The organism is Thermoproteota archaeon, assembly GCA_030130125.1.
Taxonomy (GTDB): Archaea; Korarchaeota; Korarchaeia; order Korarchaeales; family Korarchaeaceae; genus Korarchaeum.
This window is the reverse complement of record JARZZM010000013.1, coordinates 57,431-83,670: the sequence shown is the minus strand read 5'-3', so window position 1 is coordinate 83,670 and position 26,240 is coordinate 57,431. Positions and strand designations below refer to the sequence as shown.

25 protein-coding genes are annotated in these 26,240 nt (G+C 52.6%); 9 read left to right on the top strand and 16 right to left on the bottom strand.

The window, feature by feature from the left end:
* Complete coding sequence (locus tag QI197_02350; protein ID MDK2372201.1) at positions 1-1,272, top strand: translation initiation factor IF-2 subunit gamma; 1,272 nt, start codon at positions 1-3, stop codon at positions 1,270-1,272.
* Here QI197_02350 and QI197_02345 read toward each other — a convergent pair.
* On the bottom strand, positions 1,269-1,904 hold the full coding sequence (locus QI197_02345) for a hypothetical protein (protein MDK2372200.1): 636 nt from the start codon (positions 1,902-1,904) through the stop codon (positions 1,269-1,271). The two genes, QI197_02350 and QI197_02345, sit on opposite strands and share 4 nt — an antisense overlap.
* Positions 1,891-2,616: a glucose-6-phosphate isomerase family protein gene (locus tag QI197_02340; protein ID MDK2372199.1), complete on the bottom strand. Its 726-nt coding sequence runs from the start codon at positions 2,614-2,616 to the stop codon at positions 1,891-1,893. Before QI197_02340 ends, QI197_02345 begins: the two co-directional genes overlap by 14 nt.
* A gap of 140 nt (positions 2,617-2,756) precedes the next feature.
* Here QI197_02340 and QI197_02335 point away from each other — a divergent pair, with 140 nt between their 5' ends.
* Genes QI197_02335 through QI197_02320 form a run of 4 tightly spaced genes read left to right on the top strand, consistent with a single transcriptional unit; the run spans position 2,757 to position 7,273 of the window.
* The gene (locus tag QI197_02335; protein ID MDK2372198.1) at positions 2,757-4,337 is read left to right on the top strand and encodes a hypothetical protein; all 1,581 of its coding nucleotides are present in this window, start codon (positions 2,757-2,759) and stop codon (positions 4,335-4,337) included.
* On the top strand, positions 4,334-5,644 hold the full coding sequence (locus QI197_02330; protein ID MDK2372197.1) for a radical SAM protein: 1,311 nt from the start codon (positions 4,334-4,336) through the stop codon (positions 5,642-5,644). The genes QI197_02335 and QI197_02330 overlap by 4 nt, the downstream gene beginning before the upstream one ends.
* Positions 5,637-6,410 (top strand): NAD-dependent deacylase, encoded by a 774-nt coding sequence (locus QI197_02325; protein ID MDK2372196.1) that lies wholly within the window; start codon positions 5,637-5,639, stop codon positions 6,408-6,410. The genes QI197_02330 and QI197_02325 overlap by 8 nt, the downstream gene beginning before the upstream one ends.
* Entirely contained in the window at positions 6,401-7,273 is an 873-nt protein-coding gene (locus QI197_02320; GenBank protein ID MDK2372195.1) for a GNAT family N-acetyltransferase, read from the top strand. Before QI197_02325 ends, QI197_02320 begins: the two co-directional genes overlap by 10 nt.
* A gap of 41 nt (positions 7,274-7,314) precedes the next feature.
* Here the strand turns inward: QI197_02320 and QI197_02315 are convergent, their stop codons facing one another.
* The 6 genes from QI197_02315 to QI197_02290 all read right to left on the bottom strand — a co-directional run bounded on the left by QI197_02315 (position 7,315) and on the right by QI197_02290 (position 14,299).
* The gene (locus QI197_02315) at positions 7,315-8,640 is read right to left on the bottom strand and encodes a BMP family ABC transporter substrate-binding protein (protein ID MDK2372194.1); all 1,326 of its coding nucleotides are present in this window, start codon (positions 8,638-8,640) and stop codon (positions 7,315-7,317) included.
* 193 nt (positions 8,641-8,833) lie between these two features.
* Entirely contained in the window at positions 8,834-9,769 is a 936-nt protein-coding gene (locus tag QI197_02310) for an ABC transporter permease (GenBank protein ID MDK2372193.1), read from the bottom strand.
* Positions 9,766-10,839: an ABC transporter permease gene (locus tag QI197_02305; GenBank protein MDK2372192.1), complete on the bottom strand. Its 1,074-nt coding sequence runs from the start codon at positions 10,837-10,839 to the stop codon at positions 9,766-9,768. Before QI197_02305 ends, QI197_02310 begins: the two co-directional genes overlap by 4 nt.
* A complete protein-coding gene (locus QI197_02300) occupies positions 10,839-12,326 on the bottom strand; it encodes an ABC transporter ATP-binding protein (protein MDK2372191.1) in 1,488 nt (495 codons plus the stop codon). The genes QI197_02305 and QI197_02300 overlap by 1 nt, the downstream gene beginning before the upstream one ends.
* A gap of 93 nt (positions 12,327-12,419) precedes the next feature.
* Entirely contained in the window at positions 12,420-13,286 is an 867-nt protein-coding gene (locus QI197_02295) for an MBL fold metallo-hydrolase (protein MDK2372190.1), read from the bottom strand.
* Between the two features lie 101 nt (positions 13,287-13,387).
* Positions 13,388-14,299 (bottom strand): hypothetical protein, encoded by a 912-nt coding sequence (locus QI197_02290; GenBank protein MDK2372189.1) that lies wholly within the window; start codon positions 14,297-14,299, stop codon positions 13,388-13,390.
* A gap of 436 nt (positions 14,300-14,735) precedes the next feature.
* Between QI197_02290 and QI197_02285 the strand changes: the two genes are divergently transcribed.
* Both QI197_02285 and QI197_02280 read left to right on the top strand, forming a co-directional pair.
* Entirely contained in the window at positions 14,736-15,227 is a 492-nt protein-coding gene (locus tag QI197_02285; GenBank protein MDK2372188.1) for a hypothetical protein, read from the top strand.
* 16 nt (positions 15,228-15,243) lie between these two features.
* Complete coding sequence (locus tag QI197_02280) at positions 15,244-15,693, top strand: hypothetical protein (protein ID MDK2372187.1); 450 nt, start codon at positions 15,244-15,246, stop codon at positions 15,691-15,693.
* Here the strand turns inward: QI197_02280 and QI197_02275 are convergent.
* A complete protein-coding gene (locus QI197_02275; GenBank protein MDK2372186.1) occupies positions 15,688-16,830 on the bottom strand; it encodes an ATP-binding protein in 1,143 nt (380 codons plus the stop codon). The two genes, QI197_02280 and QI197_02275, sit on opposite strands and share 6 nt — an antisense overlap.
* Before the next feature lie 395 nt (positions 16,831-17,225).
* Complete coding sequence (locus QI197_02270; GenBank protein MDK2372185.1) at positions 17,226-17,447, bottom strand: hypothetical protein; 222 nt, start codon at positions 17,445-17,447, stop codon at positions 17,226-17,228.
* 592 nt (positions 17,448-18,039) lie between these two features.
* Here QI197_02270 and QI197_02265 point away from each other — a divergent pair.
* Both QI197_02265 and QI197_02260 read left to right on the top strand, forming a co-directional pair.
* Positions 18,040-18,702 (top strand): peroxiredoxin, encoded by a 663-nt coding sequence (locus tag QI197_02265; GenBank protein MDK2372184.1) that lies wholly within the window; start codon positions 18,040-18,042, stop codon positions 18,700-18,702.
* Positions 18,703-18,967: 265 nt separating this feature from the next.
* Complete coding sequence (locus tag QI197_02260) at positions 18,968-20,116, top strand: MFS transporter (protein MDK2372183.1); 1,149 nt, start codon at positions 18,968-18,970, stop codon at positions 20,114-20,116.
* Here QI197_02260 and QI197_02255 read toward each other — a convergent pair.
* The 6 genes from QI197_02255 to QI197_02230 form a co-directional block, all read right to left on the bottom strand.
* Positions 20,106-21,167: an ABC transporter ATP-binding protein gene (locus QI197_02255; GenBank protein MDK2372182.1), complete on the bottom strand. Its 1,062-nt coding sequence runs from the start codon at positions 21,165-21,167 to the stop codon at positions 20,106-20,108. The genes QI197_02260 and QI197_02255 overlap by 11 nt on opposite strands.
* Positions 21,168-21,176: 9 nt before the next feature.
* Positions 21,177-23,057 (bottom strand): iron ABC transporter permease, encoded by a 1,881-nt coding sequence (locus QI197_02250; GenBank protein ID MDK2372181.1) that lies wholly within the window; start codon positions 23,055-23,057, stop codon positions 21,177-21,179.
* A gap of 49 nt (positions 23,058-23,106) precedes the next feature.
* On the bottom strand, positions 23,107-23,949 hold the full coding sequence (locus QI197_02245) for a DMT family transporter (GenBank protein MDK2372180.1): 843 nt from the start codon (positions 23,947-23,949) through the stop codon (positions 23,107-23,109).
* 143 nt (positions 23,950-24,092) lie between these two features.
* Positions 24,093-24,758, bottom strand: coding sequence for a corrinoid protein (locus tag QI197_02240; GenBank protein ID MDK2372179.1), 666 nt, complete (start codon positions 24,756-24,758; stop codon positions 24,093-24,095).
* 1 nt (position 24,759) lies between these two features.
* Positions 24,760-25,875: a pyridoxal-5'-phosphate-dependent protein subunit beta gene (locus QI197_02235; GenBank protein MDK2372178.1), complete on the bottom strand. Its 1,116-nt coding sequence runs from the start codon at positions 25,873-25,875 to the stop codon at positions 24,760-24,762.
* Positions 25,876-25,882: 7 nt separating this feature from the next.
* Positions 25,883-26,173, bottom strand: coding sequence for a DUF1805 domain-containing protein (locus QI197_02230; protein MDK2372177.1), 291 nt, complete (start codon positions 26,171-26,173; stop codon positions 25,883-25,885).
* Positions 26,174-26,240: the final 67 nt, after the last annotated feature.

Below are 26,240 nucleotides of genomic sequence, written 5' to 3'. Positions count from 1 at the left end.
ATGGGAAATGAAGTTGACAGAGTCATCTTGCAGCCCGAGATGAACATAGGGACTGCTGGTCATGTGGATCACGGCAAGTCCACCTTAGTCCAAGCTCTGACGGGCATATGGCCTGAGAGACACAGCGAGGAGCTGAGGAGGGGTATCACCATAAAGCTGGGATACGCAAACGCCGATCTGAGGAAGTGTAAGTCATGCGAAGGAGATGATGCCAAGTGCTACACCACCATGGAGAGATGTCCCATAGACGGAGGGGAGACGGTCCTCCTCAGGAAGGTCTCCTTCGTGGACTGTCCTGGTCACGACACCCTAATGGCCACTATGCTAGCAGGATCCACGTTAATGGATGCAGCCTTACTGGTCATCGCAGCCAACGAGCCAGCGCCTCAGCCCCAAACTAGGGAGCACTTAGTTGCCCTGAGGATAATGAATGTCAAGCAGATCATAGTGGTTCAGACCAAGATAGAGCTTGTCAATGATGAGGAAGCTCTGAAGAATTACGAGCAGATTGTGGAGTTTCTGAGGAGCTACTTGAATGAGATCCCACCCATAATCCCCGTCTCCGCCCTCCATGGGGTGAACATCGGCTATCTGATAAGGGAAATGGTGAGGAGATTCACGCCTCCGCCTAGGGATCCCACTAAACCCCCTAGAATGTACGTGGCTAGGTCCTTCGATGTGAACAAGCCGGGAACGAGGCCAGACAAGCTAGTAGGTGGCGTGCTCGGAGGCACTATCATCCAAGGAAGGTTCAGGGTGAACGATGAGATAGAGATAAGACCCGGAGCCTACAGGGCCGGTAAGTTCATTCCGCTCACGACCAAGATAGTGAGCCTGAGGAGCGAGAACGCTCCCTTGGAGGAGGCTTACCCAGGAGGGCTCATAGGTGTGGGGACTCTTTTAGACCCGGCACTCACTAAAGCCGACAACATGGTGGGCAACGTAGTTGGAATGCCTGGGGAGCTGCCGCCTACTTGGGTTGAGCTGGATGTGGAGGCCAAGTTCTTCGAGAAGATAGTGGGTACTAGGGAGGAGATGAAGGTCAAGAAGCCCAGCAAGGGTGAGTTCATACAGCTGAACGTCGGCACGGCCACCGTGCCGGCCGTGCTCAGGGACATGACTCCCGAGGATGAGATGACCCTCCTACTGAGGATACCTGCCACGGCTGAGCTCAACCAGAGGGTCGCCATCTCGTCTAGGATAGGCAACAGGTGGAGGCTCATAGGGTACGGGCACATCAGAGGTGGGGAGGAGTACAGACCACCCTCCTAAATCTCCAAGATCCTGATCTTCAGCCCAAGCTTGGAGAGCTCCCCCTCTCTCCTCCTCTGATATTCGTCATTAGTTCCCAAGATGACGCCGGTGGGTCCATCCAAGAGGAGGGCTTCTACCCTCGTCACCTTCAGATCGGCCAAGACTATCTTGGGGTCAGGCAGCCTCTCTAACTCCCTCCTGACCTTCCCTATGATGTCCTTTCCCTCCTCGGTCAATCTATACATGACGAAACTGTCAATGGTGGGGTGCCCGCAGGGGGTCTCCACCGTGGGGTAAGTGACTATCATCCCGCAGGATCTGCACCTGTACACGGGACCTATTGAGACCAGTTCTTTACCTGTAACAGGTCCGCATTTCGGGCATACACCTTTCTCGTAGGTCACCGATCCACAGGTGACGTGAATCCAAGCCTCCATCTCTTCCAAGTCGCTGGCACCGCAGGAAGGGCACTTCAGGACTGCATAGGTGGGTCCATCGCAGGAGAAAGTGGTCACCTTCTGGGATGTCAGGAGCCCTTTACCAGCCACCCTCTCCAAGACATCGTTCTTCCCCATGATCACCTCTTCTCTATTTAGAAAGTTCCAAACGAAGGTTACTAGATCCTCTCCACGGAGATCAACACCGGACACCGAGGAATCCCTCCTCGCATGCCCTGTCAACGTCCTTCAACCATGAGAAGGAACTCTCATCCTCTAAGAAATCGATCGCGATTGATTGAGACCTCCAGAGCGGCTTACCCTCTCTTATTTCTGGTACTGAGGAGTAACGTTCATTCCTGATGAATCCGTCGATCGTATAGTAGTAGGCAGCTCCTCTGAGCCTCTCATACGGTTCATAATCTGACTCCACCCCTCTGTAGATCAGATTACTCATGACGAGCGTCTCTTCGCCTGGATTAACTGTTACATGTCCGTAATTCGGTGGTATGACCACTACATCTCCCGGTGATGCCCTCACCACTATGAAATCCACTATCTCCTTGAGCGAGGGACCTGCCCTCTGGAGGAGGTAAATCGCATTTCCGGAGTGCACCTGATAGATCTCAGGGTAGGAGGGCCTGCCCGCCGAGGGAGGCATATGATAGTGGCCCTTCGTCTTGGCATACTCCCTTCCGACCATCCAAGACGGGATTATCGTTACATCGAACCGGACCCATCTCGCTCTCAGAGGGGGGAGGTCCCTGTACATTAAGTACGCGTTGCCATCCTCCTTGAGGGCACTGGGATCCTCCAGGACCGTGAGGAGGTCGAAGAACCTCCTCACGCTGGGGATAACCTTCTCACCTTGGACTAGGAGTTCACCTTCACCTTCCCTGTACTCGACGCCGGGGGCTATCATCATCAGCGCTCCCAAGGAATAGGGACCTGAGCCAAGTTAATATTCCGGACCCTCCCAAAGTCGGGATGAGGTTCAGGCTTATTCTACTATTCCTCGTTATCTCCGCGCTCATAATTCCTCTAATAAATACGAGCGGTCAGATAGTGTATGAAATAGAAAGGGAAAAGGTCGTTCTTGATATACAGCGTTCGGGAACGGTGTACTTGAGGTACAACCTCACTCTGAGGGTGAAGTCGGGGACGGTAGCCCGCTATGTATCAGTAGGGATGCCCTCCCCATCTTTCAGCGTGCTAGAGACTAAGGAAATCTTTCCCAATGGAAAAACCGTTGAGATCGATGCCCAAGAGGTAAGGGAGGACTCATATTACGCGGTGAAGATGAGACCCAGCGAGCCTATAGACCCGGGGGAGAGCAGGACTTACGTGGTGGAGGTCGAGCTCAGGGACTTCATATATGAGGACGAGACTAACCCCGGCAATGCGGGCCTCATGTTCACACCCTCCTGGTTCAATGCTCCCGTAAAGCTGCTCCAAGTATTCGTGATACTACCTCCTGGGGTTTCCAAGGGAGAGGTGAGAAACCAGCCCGATTACGACAACTTGCAGACGCTGGATGACGGCAGGATATACCTCTACTGGGAGAGGAGGGACCTCCCCCCCAACTACAAGTTCGAGATAGGGGTGTCGTTTCCAAGGGACTACGTCGATAAGGTAGTACCTGCGGGTGGCGGAATTCCGGACTACCTCAGCTTCATTATAGGGATCATGTTTCTGGGAGCGGTAATAATCTCCATCGTGGCCATAGTCAAGTTATTCAAGTCATGGATAGAGAAGCTTCCCTATCAAGCCCCTGAGATCTTCGCGGAGAGTTTGGGACCGAACAAGAACATGGGTCCAACGGAAGTGGCCTATCTCCGCAAGTTGGAGGGAGCCAAGCTCAGTTACGGGCGAATTTTAGCAGTTCTCATAGCCAGCTTGGTGGAGAAGGGGTTCTTGGCGGTGGATAGCCTAGATCCACTTAAACTTAGGAAGTTAGAGGGATCGGGGAGGAACCTGAGGATCTATGAGAAGAGGTTCTTGGACTGTGTGATGGAGGACAGATCTCTAGACCAAGATTGCCTAGTTAAGGTAATCAGGCTCATACACAGGAGGGTGGAGAGAGAGCTATCCGGATACTCGAGGAGGGAGACCCTCGCTTTCTACGACAGCAAGGTGAGATCAATATGGGAGATGATCGAGGATGCTCCCTTGGCGGAGAAGCTCGATCTCGTCAAGAGTAATCTTGCATGGCTGTTGACAGATCCTGATTTCGAGAGAAGTTTGAGAAAGGCATTGAAGAGTCCTAAGGGGAAGGTAGTCTTTACCTCCTATCCGCTGGACGATGTGTGGATATGGTGGCCTAGGGGTAGATGGACCTCGATTCCCCCCACTCCGAGGATTCCCAGAGCTCCTGATACGTCTGGGACGCCTAGTGGCAAGGTAGATGTCCCAGTCATCCCGGACATAGAGAAAGCCGCCGATATCATCGCTAGATCGGTCGAGGAGGTCTCCTCTAATATCGTCAGGAACATAGAGGACTTCGCTGACAAAGTCGCTGAGGTCATAGTCCCCTCCAGACCTCGAGCTAGGAGGACGGCATCAGTCAGCTGCGCCTGTGTCAGCTGCGCATGTGCCTGCGCATGTGTGAGTTGCGCTTGTGCCTGTGCTGGAGGTGGGGTTGGTTGATCGAGAGGGAATTCCTGACATTCAAATTGAATGGTAGGAGGATCCAGCTCCGTATAGATCCCCTAGCCATGGGTGCCTTAGTGGTGGATGCTCAGAGGGTCGCTTACCTCAACTACACAGCAGCGGTATTCGCCAAGGCTTTCCTCTCAGGTAAGGGATGGGATGAGGCTTATCGGGAGTTGAAGAGGATTTACAGGGGCATGAGAAAAGATGAGGTGAGGAGGCACTATGAGGACGTAGTCAGTAAGCTCAGGAGATTCATCGAGGGATATGAGGACCCCGTAACCGATCTGGGGTTTAAACCGGCCTTTCCTGACCCATCAACCCTCGGCGCCCCCTTCAGGGTCGACTTGGCCCTCACGTATAGGTGCAATAACGCCTGCATCCATTGCTACTCCTCCAGTCCCGACGAGCGGGGGGAATTGAGCACTAATGAGTGGAAGGCCGTGTTAAGGAGGTTCCATGAGCTGGGAGTCCCTCAAGTCACTTTCACCGGTGGGGAGCCCACGCTCAGGAGAGATCTTCCGGAGCTGGTGGCCGAGGCCCAGAGGCTCGGGATGGTCTCGGGAATAGTGACAAATGGGAGACTTCTAACCCGAGAGCTGGTTGAGAGGTTGATCGAGGCCGGATTGGATTTCGCTCAGGTGACCTTGGAGTCCAGCGATCCAGAGGTCCACGATTCCATAACCCAAGTGAGGGGAAGCTGGAAGGAGACGGTCGAGGGGCTCAAGAACCTGCTCAAGTTCGATATCTACGTGAGCGTCAACGCCACCCTCCTCAGGAGGAACATGAGCACGGTGGAATCATTGATACGGTTCGCCGCAGATCTGGGTGTAGATGGATTCTCTCTGAACAGGCTGATATACAGCGGAAGGGGCAGGGACCTGAGAGATCTGGAGCCCTCCTTTGATGAGATAAGAGATGTGTTGGCTGAGGCTAAGGAGCTCACCACGGAGCTGGATCTGGACTTCAGGTGGTTCGGGGTGACCCGTTACTGTGAGCTGGATCCAATGAGCGAGGGTCTGGGACCGAAGTTCTGCTCGGCGTGCAGCATAACCTTGGCGGTAGAGCCTGATGGGTCCGTGATACCCTGCCAGAGTCATTACAAGGTTCTGGGTCACATCCTGAGGGATTCTTGGGAGAAGATCTGGTATCACGATGAGTGCCTGAAGATCAGGGAACTCCGCTTCGTGGGGGAAGCGTGCTTCTCCTGCCCTCTGCTCCAAGTCTGCAGGGGAGGGTGTCCCCTCGAGGCCGAGGTGAGACCGTATCCCAGCTCTCCGCCGGAGGTGAGGTTGGGTGAGTGAGGTCGTCCCTTCCGAGAACCTGTCCTCAGCGGCCCGCTTGATCAAGGAGCATACAGGAAAGGTGCTGGCGTTCACAGGAGCTGGGACCTCAGCTGAGGCAGGTATCCCGACCTTCAGGGGGAAGGATGGACTCTGGAACAGGTACAGGCCTGAGGAGTTGGCCACGCCCCGAGCGTTCGAGTCTAACCCCAAGAGGGTCTGGGAGTGGTATAAGTGGAGGATGTCCGTAATCGCGAGGGCCGAGCCAACTTGGGCCCACAAGGTGATGGCTGACTGGGAGAGGAAGGGCATACTCATGGGCGTGGTGACCCAGAACGTCGACGGGCTCCACCAGAGGGCTGGCTCTAGACTAGTAGTAGAGCTTCACGGTTCTATATGGAGGGTTAGGTGCACTGCATGCGGCAAGCGGTTCAATCTAGGTTTCGGGAACATACCAGAGGATGATTTACCGAGGTGTAAAGAGTGTGGTGGGCTTCTCAGGCCTGACGTGGTGTGGTTCGAGGAGCCCGTTCCGATGGACCAGTTCGAGAGGGCAGAAAGTTTGTTCTCTGAGGCAGAGGTCGTCCTCGTTGTGGGAACTAGTGGTGTGGTCATGCCTGCAGCCCTGTTACCCATAAACGCGGCGAGGCGAGGGAAGATACTGGTGGAAGTGAATCCGGAGGAAACTAATTTAAGTAGCTTGGCGAACATCAGGTTGGGAGGGCTGGCGGGAGAGATCTTCAGGGAGCTCGCCCGGCTGGTGGAGGATGATCCCTCTTGGAGATAGTTGAGTTCAGGCATGATTTGTTGGATGAAGTTGTCTCGATTCACTGCCCCAGCTGGAGGGATATGACCTTCGATCTCCGGATCAAGGAGTGCGGATACTGGGGAGACCCCCAAGTATTTGAGTGGTACTTGGAGTCCCTCTACTCGTCCGGTGGCAAGGCAGTGGTCGCTCTGTCTGATGGAAAGGTGATCGGTGAAGCTGAGGTCGTACCGGAGAGGTTCCTCACCCCCGTAGGCGAGCACGCATACCTGCAGATGGTCTGGGTCAAGGAGGAGGCGAGGAGGACTGGCGTAGGGAGGAAGCTCGTTGAGAGGTGCATGGATCTAGCTAGGGGAATGGGAATGCGCCACTTAGACACGATACCGACCACCGAGGCCCTCCCCTTCTTCGAAAACCTGGGATTCAGGGAGATCGATTCTCAGGTGCTGATGGAGGCGCCGGCGAGGCCTGCACCCGAGCAGCCCAAGTTAGAGGACGCTACTAGGGAGGAATTCCCCGCTGCCGCCCAGATGATCGCTGGACAGACAAGGCCCTCATCCCTCCTTTGGGAGCTGCTGTGGGACAGGGAGAGTGTGGGTCTTCCCTCGCCTAGAGTCGTGAAGGTCAGGGTGGGGCTGTGGCAACTCATCCTCGCGATGTTCCAGCCTACTAGGGACGATGATCACCTTTATGCCCTGATATGGGGACCGAAGAGGGCCAGTCTTGGTCAGATATTTGATTCTGCTGAGATGGCGGTTACCCTCGCCAATGAGATGGGTGTGCCCAAGGTAGTTACGCAGACTTGGTGCAGGTACAGGGCAGCGTTCGAGGCCGCTGGCTTCGAGCCGGTAAGCAGGTACAAGTGGATGAGGAAGGAGATCTAACCCCTTTAAAAAGAGGAAGAAAGGAAGGAGGGAGAGGATGCTTAGCCTCCCAGCGATGGACCTACCACGTTATCTACCCACCACTGCATGGACCAGAGTTCATCGTGGCCTATCCTCTGCCCGGGGAGCACCCTCAACTTGCCCTCGTTATCGTATATCGGTCCGGTGAACGGGTCGAACGTCTCGTCGTTAACGAATACCCACTTCTTACCGGTCCAAACGGCACCCATCTGTACGAGCCTCGCCATGACGAGCGTGTAAACGTCTGGATTCTCTATCACTGTACCGTTCGGGAGCTGGACCTTCTCATTCACCTTAACAGACTTCAGCTCGCCCACAAATTTGGGATTGATCGGTTGGTTGTAGGCACAGCCGAGTTCCACGGCGCCTTCCTTCAGCTTCCACCAGTAATCGACATTTTGGAGGTTCTTGGGTGTGTAGGAGCCAGCGTATATCTTGCTGAGGATGTCGTCGTATATCACCTCCCAATGGACGAGCTGACCGCTGACGCAAACGTCCTTCCCGAACTTCTCCATGGGGCTGTAGTGACCGAAGGCGAGAATGCGCTCTCCCCTCTGGAAGTGCTCTTCTGCCACCTGAACGACGGTAGGAGAGTCCTCCGTGAACGCGAGCACATCCACGCCCTCAGATATCAGGGCCTCCGCTGCCTGTCTGGCCTTTGTGGGATCGTACCAGGCTCCTATCTCCCTGACGTATACCTTGCAGTCCCCGCAGACCTCCTTAACTCCTAAGGAGAAGGCATTTATGTGCCTGACGACCTCAGGTATCAGATGCGCCGCCACATAGCCTATCTTCTTGGTCTTGGTCAGGGCTCCGGCCATGAGACCGTTCAGGTAGTAGACTTGGTAGAAGTCCGCGAAGTACGTACCCATATTAGGAGCCCTCTTGTACCCTGAACAGTGCCAGAATATCTTGTCAGGATGCTTCTGGGCCTCTTCCAGAGTCGGATCCATGAAGTCGAAACTGGTGGTGAAGATCACGTCGTAACCTTGGGAGATGAGCTGCTCTATCACGCCAGCGGCATCGGCAGGAGCTACTGACTCTACATGAGTCGTCTCAAGCCAGTCGTACTTTTTGTCCACCATCTCCTTCGCTTGATGGTGGGCGTAGGTCCATCCTATGTCCCCTATCGGCCCCACGTATATCCAAGCGGCCTTTATCTTCCCTCCCTCTGGCGAGATGGTCTTGGTTTCGGTGACCGTGACGGTCTTAGCGGGTGCTCCTGTAGCTCCTACAGTCACGGTCTGAGTGACCGTGGTGACACGACTCGGAGCAGCAAAATAACCCGCAATCAGGCCTAGAATAAGGAGTATTACCGCTATCGCGGCCCACTGGGTAGAGGTCATACTAACTACCTCATGGGGGGTATTGTGGCTGAGGCCAGCGGGCATTTCATAAAGATGACTCAGTCGTTTCACCTGCACCGAAAAGTTTTCAAATAAGAGGTGAAAGGAGTAGGAGGCTGCCGTGGGCGGTGGCCTAGGAGAGGCCCGCGGGTAGAGGGCTTGAACCTCATGGGGGGTCGCGAGCCTCTCCTATTTACCTCTCTTCTCTTTCATACGGTTTGCCCAATGCTGCAGGGGCCCCCATCCTCCTCCTCATGGATTCAGTGGCTCCCAGAGTTAGTATTACTACAGTCAGAAGGTAGGGAAGTCCGTTTAGAAGCCATTGACTGTAACCATAGGCCTGGAGCGTATAACCGCTCGCCTCCACGATGCCAAACAGGTACGAGCCCAAAAGGGCTCTGAGAGGGTCCCAAAGTGAGAATATCACGAGTGCCAGAGCTATCCACCCCCTCCCGGCGGTCATGTTCTCTATCCAAGCCGGATTATACGCGACCGATAGGTAGGCGCCGGCGAGCCCGGCAAATATCCCTCCAATTAGGGTACTCAAGTACCTGACCCTGTTCACATCTATGCCCATCGCATCAACGGCAGCTGGGTTCTCCCCGGTAGACCTTATGACTATCCCGTACTTCGTCCTGTATAGGAGTAACCACATGATCAGGGCCAGAAGCAGGGAGACGTAGAAGAGGGGATCTTGGTCGAAGAGCACCTTCCCCAGTACCGGGATAGACGATAGTGGTTCCACGGGTTTTGGAAGGAACCTCGCCTCCACTGGTAGCTGGTTTCCCACGTAAACCCTTCCGAGGACGCTGCTGAGTCCTAGGCCGAACATGGTCAGGGCAAGCCCCGAAACCACCTGATTTCCCTTGAGTCCTATGCTTATGGCTCCATGTATCATCGATAGCGAGCCCCCGGAAAGCATCCCGACCAGAACTCCCAACCACGGGTTCCCTGTGACTAGGGCGGTCGCGAAAGAGCTCAAGGCACCCACGGCCATCATTCCCTCAACACCTAAGTTCAGAATTCCGGATCTCTCTGCATATATCTCACCTAGTGCCGCGAGGAGGAGAGGCGTCGCCGACCTCAAGCCTATCCAGAGGATATTCTCGATTAGCTTGGCCTCGATCATCCCCTCACCACCCTGTACCTCACCAGAAACTCGCCAGCGAGGATGAAGAATAGTATTATCCCGTTGAAGAGATCCACTACCCCTATGGGAAGCCTGTACGTTATCATTATGTATTCTCCACCGACTAAAAGTCCTCCATAGAGGAAATTCGTCACGATCAGGCTTAGAGGGTTGTTACCCCCCAGCCAAGCGGTTATTATTCCGGAGAACCCGTATCCGGAGAGGAACTCGGGAGTGAACCTCTTCTGTACGCCGCAAAGTTCCCCCACTCCTGCGATCCCCGCCAAGCCACCGCTCACCACCATGGCCAGAACCACGGTCCTCATGTAGCTCATGCCAGCCGCCGAGGCGGCATCGGGATTGCTTCCAATGGCCCTCATCTCGAACCCCCAAGGGGTCTTCCTCAGGATCAGGTAGGCCAAGATGGAGGTGATCACAGCTATCAGGAGGGTGGGCCAGTGGATCCTAGTGCCATCTATCAGGGGAAGGTGAGACGCTTCTGGTATCACCTCCGTGTGGGCGAAGCCGCCGTAAGTGAGCTGTCCGACCTTCTCCTTAGCCTTCCAAGGACCGTGGATGAGGTGCTGGAACACCCAATACAGGATGTAGTACAGCATGAGGGTGGAGATGACCTCGTTCACGTTGAGTTTAGCTCTCAGGATCGCTGGTGGTATGCCCCAAGCGGCTCCCGCGGCGAACCCGATGGAGAAGAGGATGGGGATGAGCAACGCCGACGGGAGGGACCCGTAATTCACCGCTATCACGTAAGCGGCCATCGCCCCCGCCAGCAGCTGGCCCTCTGCCCCTATATTCCAGAACCCCGTCCTGAACACCAAGGCGAGGCCTGAGCTCACCAAGAGGAGGGGAATCATTCTAACCACAGATTCCGTCACGCCTATGCGAGTAGCGAACGCGTTGTAGAATATGGAGGAGTATACGTCGACGGGATTCAGGCCGTAAACCAAGAAGACGATCGAGGCCGTCATCAGGGCAGCGAAAACCGATGATATCCTCACGAGAATCATAATCTTCCTGCTCGTCTCGAGCCTCTTGATCACTCTCAATCTCATCAGAGCACCTCCGATCCGGACATCATGAGGCCGATCTCCTCCCTCGTCACTTCCTCCGGCCTGACTACTCCCACGAACCTACCCTCGAACATCACAGCTATGCGATCGCTGAGCTGGATCACCTCGTCCAAGTCGCCCGATACAAGGAGGATGGCCCTTCCCTCGTCCCTTTTCTTGAGAAGGAGTTTTCTTATGTACTCTGTGGCTCCCACATCCAAGCCAAAGGTCGGGTTGGAGGCCACTATGAGTTTGGGGTCCCTCCTTATCTCCCTCCCCACTATGAGCTTCTGCATGTTACCTCCTGAGAGGAGCCTGGCCTGCGTGTCAGGTGAGGGGACGGCTATCTCGTACTCGTTTATGAGAGACTCGGCGGTCCTCCTTATCTCGCCGTAGTCGAGTAGCAGACCTCTCCTGTAAGGTGGCCTGTAGTAGCTCTTCAGCACGGAGTTCTCCGCGACGCTCATGTCGGGGACTATGCCGAACTTTAGCCTCTCCTCCGGAATGTGTCCGACACCCAGCTCGGCGATCTCTCGGGGCGATTTATTGGTAGCATCCACCCCCATCACACTCACGGAGCCGGATTTCACCCTCCTCAATCCCACTATAGCTTGCACCAGCTCTCTCTGTCCATTCCCCGCTACTCCAGCGACGCCGAATATCTCGCCCTCCCTCACCTCGAAGCTGACGCCCTTGACGGCCTCTCTCCCCCTATCACCGAGGACGACGAGGTCCTTAACCTCGAGGACCGGCCTTCCTGGCTTGCCAAGCACCTTCTCCAGCTCGAAGACCACATCCCTCCCCACCATCATCCTAGCCAGCGATTCCTTGGTCGCCTCTTCCACCCTGAGCGTGCCAACTACCCTTCCCCTCCTCATGACCGTAACCCTGTCCGCCACCTCGAAGACCTCTGAGAGCTTGTGCGTGATGAAGACGATGCCCTTTCCGTCTTCCTTCATCCTCCTGAGCACATTGAAGAGATCCCTGGCCTCCTGGGGCGTGAGAACCGAGGTGGGCTCGTCCAAGATGAGGATGTCCGCCCCTGCATAGAGGGCTTTCACTATCTCCACCTTCTGCTGCTCCCCCACCGAGAGCTGCCAAATGTAGGCGTCGGGATCCACCTGGATCCCGTACTTCTCGGCGAAGTCTCTTATCCTATCCTTTACCTCTCTCAGGGGATTGAGGAAGCTCCTAGCGTAACCCATGGCTAGATTCTCGGCCACGGTGTGCTTGTCCACCAAAAGGAAGTGTTGATGCACCATCCCTATTCCAAGTCTTATCGCATCCCTAGGGCTGCGTATCCTAACTTTCTTCCCCTTTACGAAGATCTTCCCATCGTCCGGCTGATATATGCCGTAGAGTATGTTCATGAGAGTTGTTTTCCCGGCCCCGTTCTCACCCAAAAGGGCATGGATTTCCCCGGGAAGTAGCTCAAAATTGACGTGATCGTTCGCTAAGACTCCGGGGAACCTCTTCACTATTCCCTCCATCCTCACAAGAGGTTCCCCGTCCGATCCTCGGGTCAAGCTACCCCCGAGCGCCATATCAGGACAGATATTAAACTAGCTGTCGGTGGGTTCGAGTCAGCGGGAGGATATTTCCACGCTCTCTCCAGCGTACAACTCCCTGAAGCTACCCCCCAGCTGCGACGCTAGTTTGGATTTGGCCCTGAAACCGGTGCAGTGCATTGGAGCGAGTATCTCAGGATTGTACTCTCTCAAAGCCTCAACTGTTCTCTCTATCCTTTCTTCACTGGCATCGATCAAGTGGAATCCTCCTATGATCGCTTTTATCCTGTCCTCCCCTGTGAGGGAGATAGCTCTTTCTACAGTGTTCACCACCCCACTATGGCCGCAGCCCAGCAGGATCACCAGCCCGTCCTCCATCCTCACCACCAAGGCCTGGTCGTCCGGGAGCTCGTCCACCACGAACCTTCCCTCTTCTACCTTGTAGAAGCCCCTCACGATCTCAAAGTCGTTCTTTCGGGAGATCTCACCTGTGGTCATGATGTCCTTGGCTATGGGAACGGGATCCCTCGACAGGATGACCTCGGCATGTCTCTTCAGCTCCCCAAGCGAGTATGGCGGCCCCGTGTAGGTGAGCTCGTTGAGACCGAGAGATGGCAGTATCGCGTACTTAGGTGAGAAGACCTCTGGATGTGCGATTATCAGGGGATTCGAGTTCACACGGGTTAAAAGCTTGAGCAGGCCACCAGTATGATCGTAGTGGTTGTGGGTAAGGAAAATGTATCTCACTTTGGAGAGATCGATCCCCATAACCTCAGCATTGTTCAACAAGGCTTCTCCTGTGATACCAGTATCAATGAGAACTGTAGAATCCAACTCCGGGGTCTCAAGCAAGAGAGAGATCCCATTCTCCGCCAGTATGGGGCCCTCATAGTGCGTGGTGTTATCAATTAGGGCCGTTACCCTGATCGAATCCAAGCCCATCTTCGCCCCTTCGATTAGTGAGTTAGGAGAGATTAAAATGACAGTGGTGCCGGAGATATTCAGAAAAATAAGAGAGATAGGCAGGGATATCTTTCATAAAATTACCATCTAGTGACGTACCTTATAAGGAACTGGTGTCCAAAATTTGAGAAGAGATATATTATGTATGGGTAGCCAAATTTCCTGTAATAGTAGTCCCAGTAGTAGGGCCAGAAGTCGTTGTAGTAGCAACCTACAGAGACGAATAACCTTTTGCCGACAATGTACGATGCCCCTCCACCCCACATATCTGGATAACCGTATTTCACCCATCTGTTGTCACTTCTGTTGTAATTCGCCTCGCTCCACAGTTCTCCATGGAGCTTGTATATATTTACGTATTCTGTATTCTTATACACGTAGTCATCAAGTCTAGAATTTATGAAGTACTTTATATGAAACCAGGTGTATTCTGGATAATTAGATTCAACATATTCTTTAACAGTATCAGGGGACCAGTAATCCCTTACAGTTTGTATCCCCGAGTCGCAGTTGAGGCAGCGTTTCCCATCGAAGACCGAAAAGTAAGTCCCGGCAAAGTTAGCAGACATCACTTTTCTGAATACCGTATGGTTTCCATTTATCACGTACATATCGTTACCATCAAAATCCCAGTAGTGATCTGTTGCATTACATCCCTTTTCTGTGAAACGGCCACTCAACGCTAAGAAGTTACCATTTTCATCGGTGATCTTCCTCCCTTTTCCTAAGTGTATATTCCCTTCAGGATCCTCATGAACTGTGCCCACATATACGTTGGGCTCTGGAATGAATATCGGAGGTCGTTCTCTGTCTTCTTCCTCTAATTTCTTCAATATTTCGTCCATTTTCTTCATTTCCTCTGGTGTAGGACCCTTGATCGCCTGACCATCTTTGTTACTAGGCTGGGCAGCTATGCTGAGTAGTGGAGGGAGTATTAGGAGGACCAGTATTGTAACGACAATATATTTATAGATTCCACCTGCTCTCTTCATACAAATCATATTATCTCCTCTGTAGTTGAATATTTAATCAATATAGGCTGGAATTTTTGTTATAAAGATTTTACGATGCAAGTCGTTCTTTTTTTAAGATTAGCGTAAATTGCAATTATTAATTATGTTTTTCAGTGATACATCTGGAAAGTCCGGCAGGTTGTGGGGTTATAGATATGAGAATTAAGCTGTTAGCTCTTTCGTTGGGTCTGATGGCATTGGCATTGTTTATGATAATCGTAGTTCTCCTATCTCAGTTTCCGAGTGAGGGTGTTACAACATCAAACAGTATACCTCCAACTCGGACTAGTTCCGCCCGGACTGGCTCAACCACTCAAAACACGCAAAGTATGTCTAGAAATGAGATTAATGCTACTTTTTTACATGGAGAAGGAAGATATTGGATTGTAAAACTCTTTCAGTCAGCGATAATAAGTTGATAATCTTCTTAGAGTTAGTGACCCCTACCAGAGTGAACAAGACCCTAATTTTATCTAAGCTTGATCATTCCTTACACATAGAGAATTTAACGCTAATTCCCTGGGAATCGCCTAAGCGTGTCAAGCATGTCCATAGAGGGTTCCTTCTAGTTGGTCCGAGCCAATTAGTTCTAATCGATAGGAATGGAAATTCCGTCTGGAATCTAGCAGGTAATTTTACTGATGCTGTTGAGATAGATGAGTGGATATATGCCCTTGAATTCGTTGATGGCAGACTCTATTTAGCCAGAATAGATATTAAGGGGAAGATCCATGAGAGGAACTTTGTAGCGGAAATAAGTCGGGATGCCATGGAAAAACTGAAGTATCTTTATAAAGAGAGCCCCCCTATTCTGTTGACTGATGGACATTACCTTTACGCCTTTTGGTATGATCTAAAGGGGAGGGAGGCCCTAGAGAATGTAAATGGCATCAAGAAACGACAATGAGAGCGGAGTCATCGAAATGGCCAAGTTCTACTCAAATGGTAGCTTAGTGTATACTAGGGAGTTGATCGACCGAAGTGTTGGAGGGGGAATTAGCGCTATTACACTGGATGACAAAATTGTGTTATCTGTGTGGAGTTTCAATTGTTCCCTCTTATTCGCGGATAAGGATGGTAAGGTTATCACCAGAATCAAGAATCCAGTGTACGCGGGGCTACCCACCAGTTTTGGATGTTTGGGTGGGCTGAGAAGCTTTAGTGGTAGATTATATCACTTTGGTTGGTACTCCATGGTTGGTTTCCTAGATTTGCTAAGAGAGGACTCGCTAGTTGAGGAGACTTTCTTGAATATGCAAGAGAACAATGATGTTGGAGATATCTATTTGTGGAATGGAACTCTGTATGTTTGCGGTCTGGTGCAGGGACCTCAGGTGAGATCGCTTGTTCTTAGGGCTGACATCCACTCATGACATCTTGAAGAGAAAATAGGGTATGTCCTCGGCCTCTAATACGATTATTCCCCTAGGATACCTCCTGTGACTCTTTCCAGCTTTCACTTCCACCTTCAACCCTCCTGAGATTGCATCTATCTCGTAACTATCTCTGTAGTAGTAGATCTCTCCGTACTTCCTGTAAAGGTGTTCCTGAATCACCCACTCGTAGAGAGCTTCTCTCTTCACCTCACCCCTGATCTGATAGAAGGCTCTAGGTATGGATGGATCTCTGAAGAAGATTTTCTTCTCTTTCTTGAAATCCACCCTATTTCCCCGCCTCCAGTAGGCCACACCCACCATAAAGAGATCCTCGAGGAGCTCTAGGTACTCCCTTACTGTTACATGGGACACACCTATCTCCTTGGCTATCGAATTATAGCTCATGGCCGAGGGTCCTTTCTCTATTACCTGATGGATAATTTGCCTTGCTATCCTCGCGCTCCTCCCTACCTTAGCCAATTCCTTATCTACTTGCTCTGGGAGCTCCAGCAGGAAAGTTGAATCCTCATTTATGGATCTGGGGAAACCTCCCAGCCTGATGTAGTCTTCAAATGCCCTCTCTAACTCCTTCAGTCCGTATCCCCTGACACCAACGAACTCTCTGAAGCTTAATGGTAGGACTTGAACATTCCTACCCTTCCCCCTCCTGCCCGTGAAGGACTCCGCGTATCTACGCACCCTGACGGAGGAGGATCCGCTCACTATCAGGACGTCCTTGGAGAAGAGGCCTTGATCAATGAGCCCCTTTACCACGCGCCACCAGTACTCCAATCCCGTGACCTCATCTAGTATTACCAGACTCTCCCTAGACGGAAGGATGGAGAGGGCAGATCTCAACTCCCTAAGATCGACGATCAGATCGCAGTTCACGTAGACAAGTTTGGTCGGCTCCCTACCTAGTTCTATGAGTTCCTTTATTAGCAGTTTCAGTCCGGTGGTCTTCCCCACCTGCCTCGGGCCCAGCACGAAGTTAAGGGAGAAGGGCTCCAAGGAAAGGCCGTCTAACCAATCGGGTCTCCACTTGTATTTGGACCTGGAAAGTTTAGCTAGATGAGGATCGTGCCTAGCCCATGAGTCGTCGTACCACCATGGATTGAAGGGTTCGAGCTTCACTTGATATTCTAATATCAAGTATTTATATACTTTTTGATAATTAAATGTCAACAATGGGACTAGCTAGTGTAGGGCTTCCTTACAGAAAAATAAGCTTGGGGGGGATTTGGCATCTATTCACAGCAGACACTACCTGCTTAATACAACAGGGAAGGCTTCGCGGCTTCATGGCATTTTACAACTTATTAGTAATACCATTTAAGAGCATGTACAGTTACTCTCAGGCCCCGAGTGGTTGAAAAACACTGTTACTGCCGGTTATTGCAGGGAACTGGTCTTGAGTTGGAGGTACTCATTGGGAGGTCAGTCCTTCACTTGAGAGGCTCCGTATTGAACGGGGGTCCTATCTCCACAGCCTTAACCCATACTTGATCAATCTCTCGAAATGTCTGAAATTACCCGTCCACAGGGGGTAGTTCTTTGGCTATCGCCGTGGCCCCGATTAGCAGATCCCTGTCGTCTATAGGAGCTCCATCCTTCCTGAGGTCCCTCCATATCTCAACAGCTTTCGAGATCACCTCGTTATCCAAGGGTACTACAACGCAAATTTCCTCCACGAGAAACTTCGCCCTGTTGGGATCTACCTTACCCCTCACGAACTCGTACAGACTCACCACGGAGATGAAACATGAGACATCAGGCAGGTCCTCCTTGCCCCCTATAGACCTAGATCAGCATGTCCGTGTCGATCAGGACTCTCTCAACCTCAATTTGAGCCTCACCTCTTCGTAAGTAGAGTGAATTCTATCTTCTTCATACTGATGGTAATGGTGGTTGGCACGATACAATTGCCAATTGATAATTTATATTTCTTTTAGGGAGAATCGCTTTCACGCGACCGCGGGAAGTTAAAGAGAGGCAGCAACGCCAGTGGAGCCGCATATATGCTCACAAGAACTCCCTGCATGAAACGTAAGGTAAGAGCTTGCAGGGGGATCCTTTAGGCTGTGGAAGATCGTTAAAAACCCCTTAATATGAGATCGTCCCTTATCACAAGCATTGGACCACCATGGTTTGAACGCTCCAACCTCATCTCGTCTCTCTTGATGTCCCGCTTTCCCTCCTTTGTATGTGCCGAATGAAGTACCAATAGGAGGCATATCAGGGATTTAGTAATGCTAGGTTTTAGGTTCGAAATACGAACAGAAAGCTTTTAAATATCTAACAGAATGTTAGACTGGCCTAAGTCAGGTCAATGAGGTGATACATATGGATGAGGTAACGAGGATGCCCCTATTGGGCGACAAGTTCCCAGAGATGGAAGTCAAGACCACTCACGGTGTGATAAAGCTCCCCGATCACTACAAGGGCAAGTGGTTCATCCTGTTCAGCCACCCCGCTGACTTCACCCCGGTCTGCACCACCGAGTTCGTGGCCTTCCAGAAGAGGTATGATCAGTTCAGGGAACTTGGAGTCGAGCTCATAGGCCTCAGCATTGACCAATCCTTCAGCCACATAAAGTGGGTCGAGTGGATAGAGGAGAAACTGGGCGTGAAGATAGAGTTCCCGATAATAGCTGACGACCTCGGGAAGGTCTCTTCCAAGCTCGGGCTCATACACCCTGGTAAGGGTACCAACACCGTCAGGGCCGTGTTCGTCGTGGACCCGAATGGCGTGATCAGGTTGATACTCTACTACCCGCAGGAGATAGGAAGGAACATGGACGAGATCCTCAGGGCCGTGAAGGCTCTGCAGACCTCCGACAAGAACGGCGTGGCCACTCCGGCCAACTGGCCCGAGAATGAGCTCATAGGCGATAAGGTGATCATACCCCCCGCCAGTGATGAGAAGACTGCTAAAGAGAGGCTCGAGAAGGCCAAGGCCGGAGAGTTCGAGTGCTACGACTGGTGGTTCTGCTACAAGAAGCTCTAAACCTCCCTTCTTTTCTTTTATTCCCAATCACGACCTGGATCACGCTCTGATAGCTGATTCCCTTCTTAGAGGAGATTTTACGTAAATTGAGGCCTGAGGCAAACTACCCAGATAATTAAGTAATGCGTGGCTTTTAGAGCGAGCGCATTACCTTATGAGATCGCTCAGAGCACCTCTCTTCAGGCGATGGCGTTAAATTGGGGAAGCATTAACCTCCCAAGGCCAATAACCAACTTAGGACTTCAGCTTTGGGAGGAGAGGGGTAATGTCCAATAAGGGAGAACTGCCCGTCTTAGCGGGAACTCTGCTCCTAGAGCTGGCTTGGAGCATGAGCTACATGTTCATGGCGTTCGAAACCTATGCTCAAGCAGGGTTCTACGCGTATGCCCTCATTAGGAGCCTGCCCTCCCTAGCTTATTTCTTGGGGAGTAGATTTCTGGGATTTCTCAGCGATTCCTCCGGAATGAAGAGGCCTTTCTTCCTCCTAGGCAGTATTTCCACTGTTACATCGCTCTCGGCGATGGCCTTTCTTCCTATAGACCTCTGGATCCCCGTAATATCGCTGTGGTACTTCCTCTCCGCCTACGAACCCGTGATGATAGCATACCTCAGCGCAGAGATGGAAGCTGGGACTGCCTCTGGAGAGTACTACGCCGCCTCAGAGCTTGGATTCACCCTAGGGACGGCTATAGGCGGCATGCTTGCTGACGCTTTGGGAATAAGGAACGTCCTTATCCTCGCCGCGTTTGTATCTTTACCGTCCTTGCCCCTCTTTATGCTGGCTAAGGATGGGCCTTACAGGTCTCTGGACATCAAGGGTGCCCTGAAGAGGACCATCCAATTGAAATTCCCCGGCAGGACTAAGGAGTACGTTCCCATGTTCCTCACCGCGAGCCTCTCCATATCAGTGTTTTACGTGGCCTTCTCGATAAAGGTCTTTGAAGCCTCGGGAAGATCTAACTCGCTCATGGGTCTCTTGATAGCGGCAGCCGGCCTATTAGGCACATTGACCGGACCCGTTTACGGCAAGTTAACGGACAGACTTGGAGGAATGCGGAGTTTCCTCGTTTCCTGCCTCGTTTACTCCACCTATTTCTCGATCGCCGCTTTCATCGAGGGTCTCACGCTGCTTGCCCTGCTCATGGTGATCCCCATATTTCCCTTCCACTATTCCTCAAGGAACGCGTTGGCAATGGAGCTAGCTCCAGAGGAGAAGGCCTCGGCCGTGTCAGTTCCCTCGTCCCTCGGCTCCATATCGGAGGCTGTGGGGAACTACGTGGGAGGCACCCTCATGGGCCTCCTCGGATTGACGGAGACCATGATAGCTGGCTCGATCCTCAGCCTAGCTGCGGGGGCGATGATACGACTGCGAGGTAGGAAAGGGGAAGGTGGTGACCCCGAGGTCAGAGCTTGACAGCGAGGGTGTGCCTTGGCGGGGCGTAGACTTTCAGCTTCTGCCCCACATTTATATCCAGATCGGGATCTACCTCTATTATGAAGTTCTCAACCTCATTGCTGGCCTGAAGCATCTGAGAGTCGCCCAAGAAGGATATATGGTAGACCTCCACCTCGAACTCGTTATACCTCTTACCCGGCTCCAGAGTAAAGGACTCGGGTCTTATCATGATTAGGGTCTTATCTCCAACCTCCAATCTCACGTCGGGGTGGGAAGGAACTGCTTTAACCACCTTACCACTCTCCAGTCGCACCTCCAGCTCCTCACCGGATGAGACTACCTCCCCGGTGATGAAGGTCCCCTGACCTATGAACCTAGCGACGAACTCGTTCCTCGGGTTCTTGTATATCTCCTTGGGCGTGCCGACCTGCATTATCCTGCCCTTGTTCATCACAGCTATTCGATCGGATATGCTCATGGCCTCCTCTTGGTCATGGGTGACGTAGATGGCCGTGATCCCGAGTTCCCTCTGTAATCTTCTGAGTTCGGCCCTCATCTCTATCCTCAGCTTGGCATCCAGATTGCTGAGGGGCTCGTCAAACAGGAGGACCCTCGGATTTATCACCAGCGCCCTAGCCAAGGCTACCCTCTGTTGCTGGCCCCCGGAAAGTTGGTGCGGTGTCCTGTTCTCCATGCCCTCGAGCTTGACCAGCTTGAGGACCTCCTTGACCCTCCTCCTAATCTCCTCCTTGGGAACCTTCCTTATCTTCAGCCCGTACGCGATGTTATCGAAGACATTCATGTGGGGCCACAGGGCGTAATTCTGGAACACCATCCCCGTCCCCCTCAGGTGGGCGGGCATGTCCGTTATGTCCTGATCATCGAAGTAGATACTGCCTTCGTCAGCCAACTCAAGTCCGGCAATCGTTCTGAGAAATGTGGTCTTGCCGCAGCCAGAGGGTCCGAGCAGGGTGAAGAACTCCCCGTGCTTTATCTCCAAGCTGACGTGATCCACGGCCACAACCTCTCCGAAGACCTTCGTAAGATTCACGGTCCTTATCGACACCATAAGACCACCTCACACACCTATCAGGGCCGTAGCCCTCTTCCTCAGGAGCAGGTTCGCTCCCACTATGAAGATGAATTGGAGGGTCATGAGCAGGAAGCCCAGCGCAGCGGGCTGGAATGTGCCACCCGCCAGTCCATGGAAGAGCATGTCGTACATCTTCCAAGTCATTGGAGCGTCCCTGTGATTCGCATCCCCGACGACTATGCCCGTGCTGACCTCCGACATAGAGTAGATGAATGAGAGCATTCCCCCTGCTAGGACATTTAGGAGGATCATGGGCATGACTATGGAGAAGAATGTCCTTGTTCTACTGGCCCCCACGGTCCAAGCCACCTCGTCAAGCGTTTTATCCGTCTGCTCTAATCCTGAGAATACTGCTCTCACTGTGAACGGGATCTTCCTGACGGTATAGGAGGCGATCAACAAAGGGGCACCACTTATGGTGGGGCTCAGTGGGGTACCCAAATAGGTCAGGAAGAGTCCGGTGGCCACAGCTATTCCGGGGACGGCTATGGGTATCGTCACAAGGAGGTCTAGGGCCTCTATTCCTGGAAGGGATTTCTTCCTAGAGACCAAATAGGCGGCGCTCACCCCAAGCACGACCATAAAGAGGGTCGCTATCGTGGAGTAGATCAGGCTGTTCATTATGCATCTGCTGGCCTCCTCATCGCTCAGCACTGCCGCGAAGTTGTCTAGGGTAAAGCTGGACGGTAGAAGTGTGGGTCCCCACTGCTTAGCGAATGCGAGGAGGGCTACGCCTATGTGGGGAAGCGTGGCGAAAAAGAGAACCCCCAGTATGAAGATGTAGACAAGCAGGGTGATCGCAGGCGATAGCTTCTTCCTCCTAGGCCTCCAAGTGCCTCCCTTGCTCAGCATCGCGTACTTCTTCAAGCTGACGTATCTCCTCACGCCCACGAAGACCAAGCCAGAGATGACGAGGAGAATCATCGCCAAGGTGGTGGCCTCTTGGGAGATGAGGCCAGCTGGAGTGAAGATCCTGTTGAATATCTGAAAGGTCAGGACCTTCTCGGCTGTCGTCCCCTTGAAAACTATGGGCGTGCCCAAGTCCTCAAGTGAGAGGATGAATACGAGAAGGGCACCGGCCTCCACCCCTGGAGTGGCAAGCGGTAGAGTCACAGTCCTGAAAAGCTTGAAGCCGCTCGCTCCCATGTTGATAGCCTGTTCTTCCAGCGTCGGATCGACGCTTATCAGGGCGGTGTAGGAGTTCAGCATTACTATAGGGTAGAACAGGAGAGTCTGAACCAGTATAACCGCAGGGAGTCCGGTGATCTCTATCTTGAAGGGGAGAAGGTGTAACATGTCGTAGAAGAGGACGTTGAGGACACCGTCGGCCACTATCATCTTCTTAAGGCCTATAGCTCCCACGAAGGGTGTGGAGAGCAGCGGGATCAGGGATACTATCCTGAGAACCTCTGATCCGGGGAACCTGTACTTGGCGAATACAAAGGCCAGCGTAAAGCCCAAAACGGTGGAGAAGAGCGTTGTGGAGGTGGCTACCACGAGGGAGTTCGGTATGACCCCCATGTCCCAGCCAGTAAGCAGGACGATCGTCTCCTCTCCTGCGGCAGTTTGGTACTTCACCACTTCGTAGAGGCTTCCCCTTATCCCCTCCAAGGAGATGAAAGGAAATTGATTCAGCAGCTTCAGCCTCAGAGGGAAGTAGAAGGGATCTGTGAGTATCGTCTGGAGCCAGTAGAAGGAGAAACCGCCGGATGAAGAGTAGAAGGACCTCACAACTACCAGTCCTAGGGGGACTATGAGGAAAGCGGTGAATGAGGCTAGGACTATGATCAGCTGTGACCAAGAGAAGGTGTCCATTTCCCATCTTATCTTCCTGAGCAGTTTGGATAGCCCCGCGGCCTGACCCATGACTGCACCATGTCAGGTTGGTGAGGATCGTTATAAATGCTGTTGGGAGCTAGCTGGCTAGAGGTATCGACACGAGGATCAGCAACGCTCCTATAAGCTGGAGTGGGGATAGAAACTCACCCAGCAGGAGCCAGGCAAATGCGTATGCGAATACGGGTTCAGCCATGAGGCCTAGGGCAGCTGACTCGGGCGAGATCCTCTCTTGGGCCCATGCTTGGAGGTAAAACGCAACCACCGTGGCCAAGATTCCAGAATATAGGACTGCTGCGACTACCACAGGATCTAATGGTATGCTATATTCTCCCAGCACCGGAATGGACACTAGAGCAAGTACAAGAGTAACGAGAAACTCGTTGAAGGCTACATCATCCGGTGAGAGTATCTTTGAAGCTCTATCGACTACCACTATCTGGAGGGCCCACGCCACAGCGCATCCAAGTGTTAAGAGGTCGCCTGTGGCGAGCGGCATTCCGTAAACGACCTCCGTCAAGAGGGCCAGTCCCAAGACCCCCAAGAATATTGCAAGGACAGCTCTAGCCTTAGGTTTCCTCCGAAAAATGATTAACTCGAATAAAGGGACGAGGGGAGCGTTCAATCCAGTGATAAATGCTGATTTTGTGGCAGAGATCCCTGTAAGGCCCTCCATTTGAAAGGCGAATCCTAGGAACACCATAAGACCAGCTAGCATTCCTATCTGAGAGAGCTTCGGCCTTATTCCCCTGATGAAGTAGAGAAGGGATAGTATCAGGAGGGCCAAGGCGAACCTAGTAAGGAGGAAGGGCATGGGATCCGCCGAGTAGAATGCTGACTTCATGGCAGTGAAGGTCCCTCCCCACAGGGCCGCCACGGTGAGTATAGCTATTGTGCCAGCCGCGCTACCTCTGACTCGCATGTCAACCGGAACTTACGCCTGACTATAAAAGTCGTTTACGGGTCCATGACCAGATCTGGTGGGTCCTCGTTAGATCGCATGTACCTTGCGGGATAGAGGGTGCGGAGGAATCAATCACGTAATTCGGAAAAGTGGGAGTTACGTTAACTCGTTTCTCGTTCACTTCCTCCATTAGCTGGCACGCCGAGAAGCCTCTTAGCTACTTCTACTCCTTCTATGGCGTTTTTACCCCATCCATCGGCTCCTATCTTCTCAGCAAACTCCTTAGATGTGGACAGGCCTCCTATCAACACCTTCACTCTGTCTCTGAGACCCTCCTCCTTCAATCTATCTATCACGGCCTTCATGTAGTTCCTAGTAGTCGTTAGCAGGGCGCTCATTGCCACTATATCTGCGTCATGCTCCCTAACTGCGTGGATGAATCTGTCAGCATCCACGTCAACCCCCAGATCTATCACCTTGAAACCCGAGGCCCTCAGCATCGTGGCGACTAGGCTCTTCCCTATGTCGTGGACATCTCCCTTCACTGTACCTATGACCACTACTCCCAAGGAAGACTCGCTATCTGATTCCTCGATACCCATCTCCTTGAGGGCTTTCTTAAATATATCAGCCGCCACGAGCATCTCCGCTATGAAATATTCGCCCTCCTCGTAGAGCTTTCCTATCTCATCCATGGCCTCGCTCATGGGACCGAGTATTATGTCCCAAGGATCCTCTCCCCCAGCTAATAGGTCCTTAAGCGCTTCGAAGAAGGAATCCTCATCCAAGTCCACTAAGGATTCCTTGAGTCTCTCCCTAGGATCCATCTCAACGACTGGATTCCATGACCCTATATAGCCTTATCTTCCTCCGCTTCATCATCGCGCTCCTACTCTCAACCATACCCGATTCGACCAGCTTCGAGAGCGCCTTGTAAACGCCTTGGAGTGAAACATCATCCAACCTCCTCCATATCTGGTACGCGGTCATCTCACCACCCTCCCTGAGGACATTCAGCACTCTCGCTTGGAGTTCGGTGAGGCGCCTCGCAGTCACCCCGTGTTCCCACTTCCTGAGGCCGGTCCCTGTGAGTACGGCTATCACATCGCTCCCGAGCTCCTTGGCTAGGGAGTACGCCTTGGCAGCTACTGGCTTGATGTACACTCCCTTTCTCGCCAACTGGACCAGCGATTCTAGTGCACTTGCCGCATCCACTTCAACCAATCTCACACCCCTGCTCTCCAAGGTCTCGAGGAGTCCCGTCTTGACGGTCCCGTGGTAAGCTAAGTATATGGGGGGGATCCCAGACAGACCCAGTTCCTCCAGCTCGGAGAATCCCTTCCATACCCCGTATGCCAAGACTCCTGACTCCGCTGGAATGACTAGACCATCAGCCCCTCCCTTTGCCTCGTATATCTCGAAGGCTATAGTTTTGAAGCCCTCTATCATGAAGGGACTCTCGTACGCCCTTCCCCCGCCCCCATCGAAGGATATGTCCACATCCAAGTTTGAGAGGTAAAGCAGCTCCGTTAGCTCCACGCTGCTGGGATCCACCCTGACCCTGACCTTCACACCAGACTCGAGAAGGTATGTGGAGATGGAGACCGTTATGTCCTGAGAGAAGTCGAGCTCCAGCTCCTCAGGTAGATCTGAGCAGCTGGCTAGTACAGAGGATCCCCTGTCGACGTACGAACCTGTGGGGTTCCTAGTTTCGTCCTTCACGAGTATGCCCTCGATCCTCCTGAGGGGCGTGAGTCCCTCACCCAAGCTAACCCTCCTCTTGGGATCGGGAAGTAGATATCTATACCTCCATATGGACGGTTCCTCCTCGTCCAGCGACCATTCCCTCCGATCCAAGACTATCTCCATCGGAGATCCGCATTTCGGGCACTTAGTGGAGAAGTTCGAAGTCGTGTAACCGCAACTGATACATCTGTACTTCATCACGCACCTACTCCATCTCCATCCTCCTCAGGGACTCGGAGACCTTCTCACCCATCTTTGCACCCATCTCCAGTGCTCTAGAGGTAGCTCCTTTAACTGGGGACTCCAAGAGATCTTCCACGCTATTGACGCCGCTGGACATGATGGCCGATACCCCCGCCCTATCCGCGGCCTCTATGTTCAGGAACCCGCACATGGCGAAGCTCCTATTCCCCCTTATCAAGATGAGAGGTGGAGAATCAGGCAGGTCCACCTCTATTCCGACCAGCCTGATCCCATCTAAGGAGATTTCCCTCACCCTCAGCAGCTTGGATCACCTAGGAGAAGGCACGCTGAAGTTAATTAACTTAAAAAAATGAGGAGAT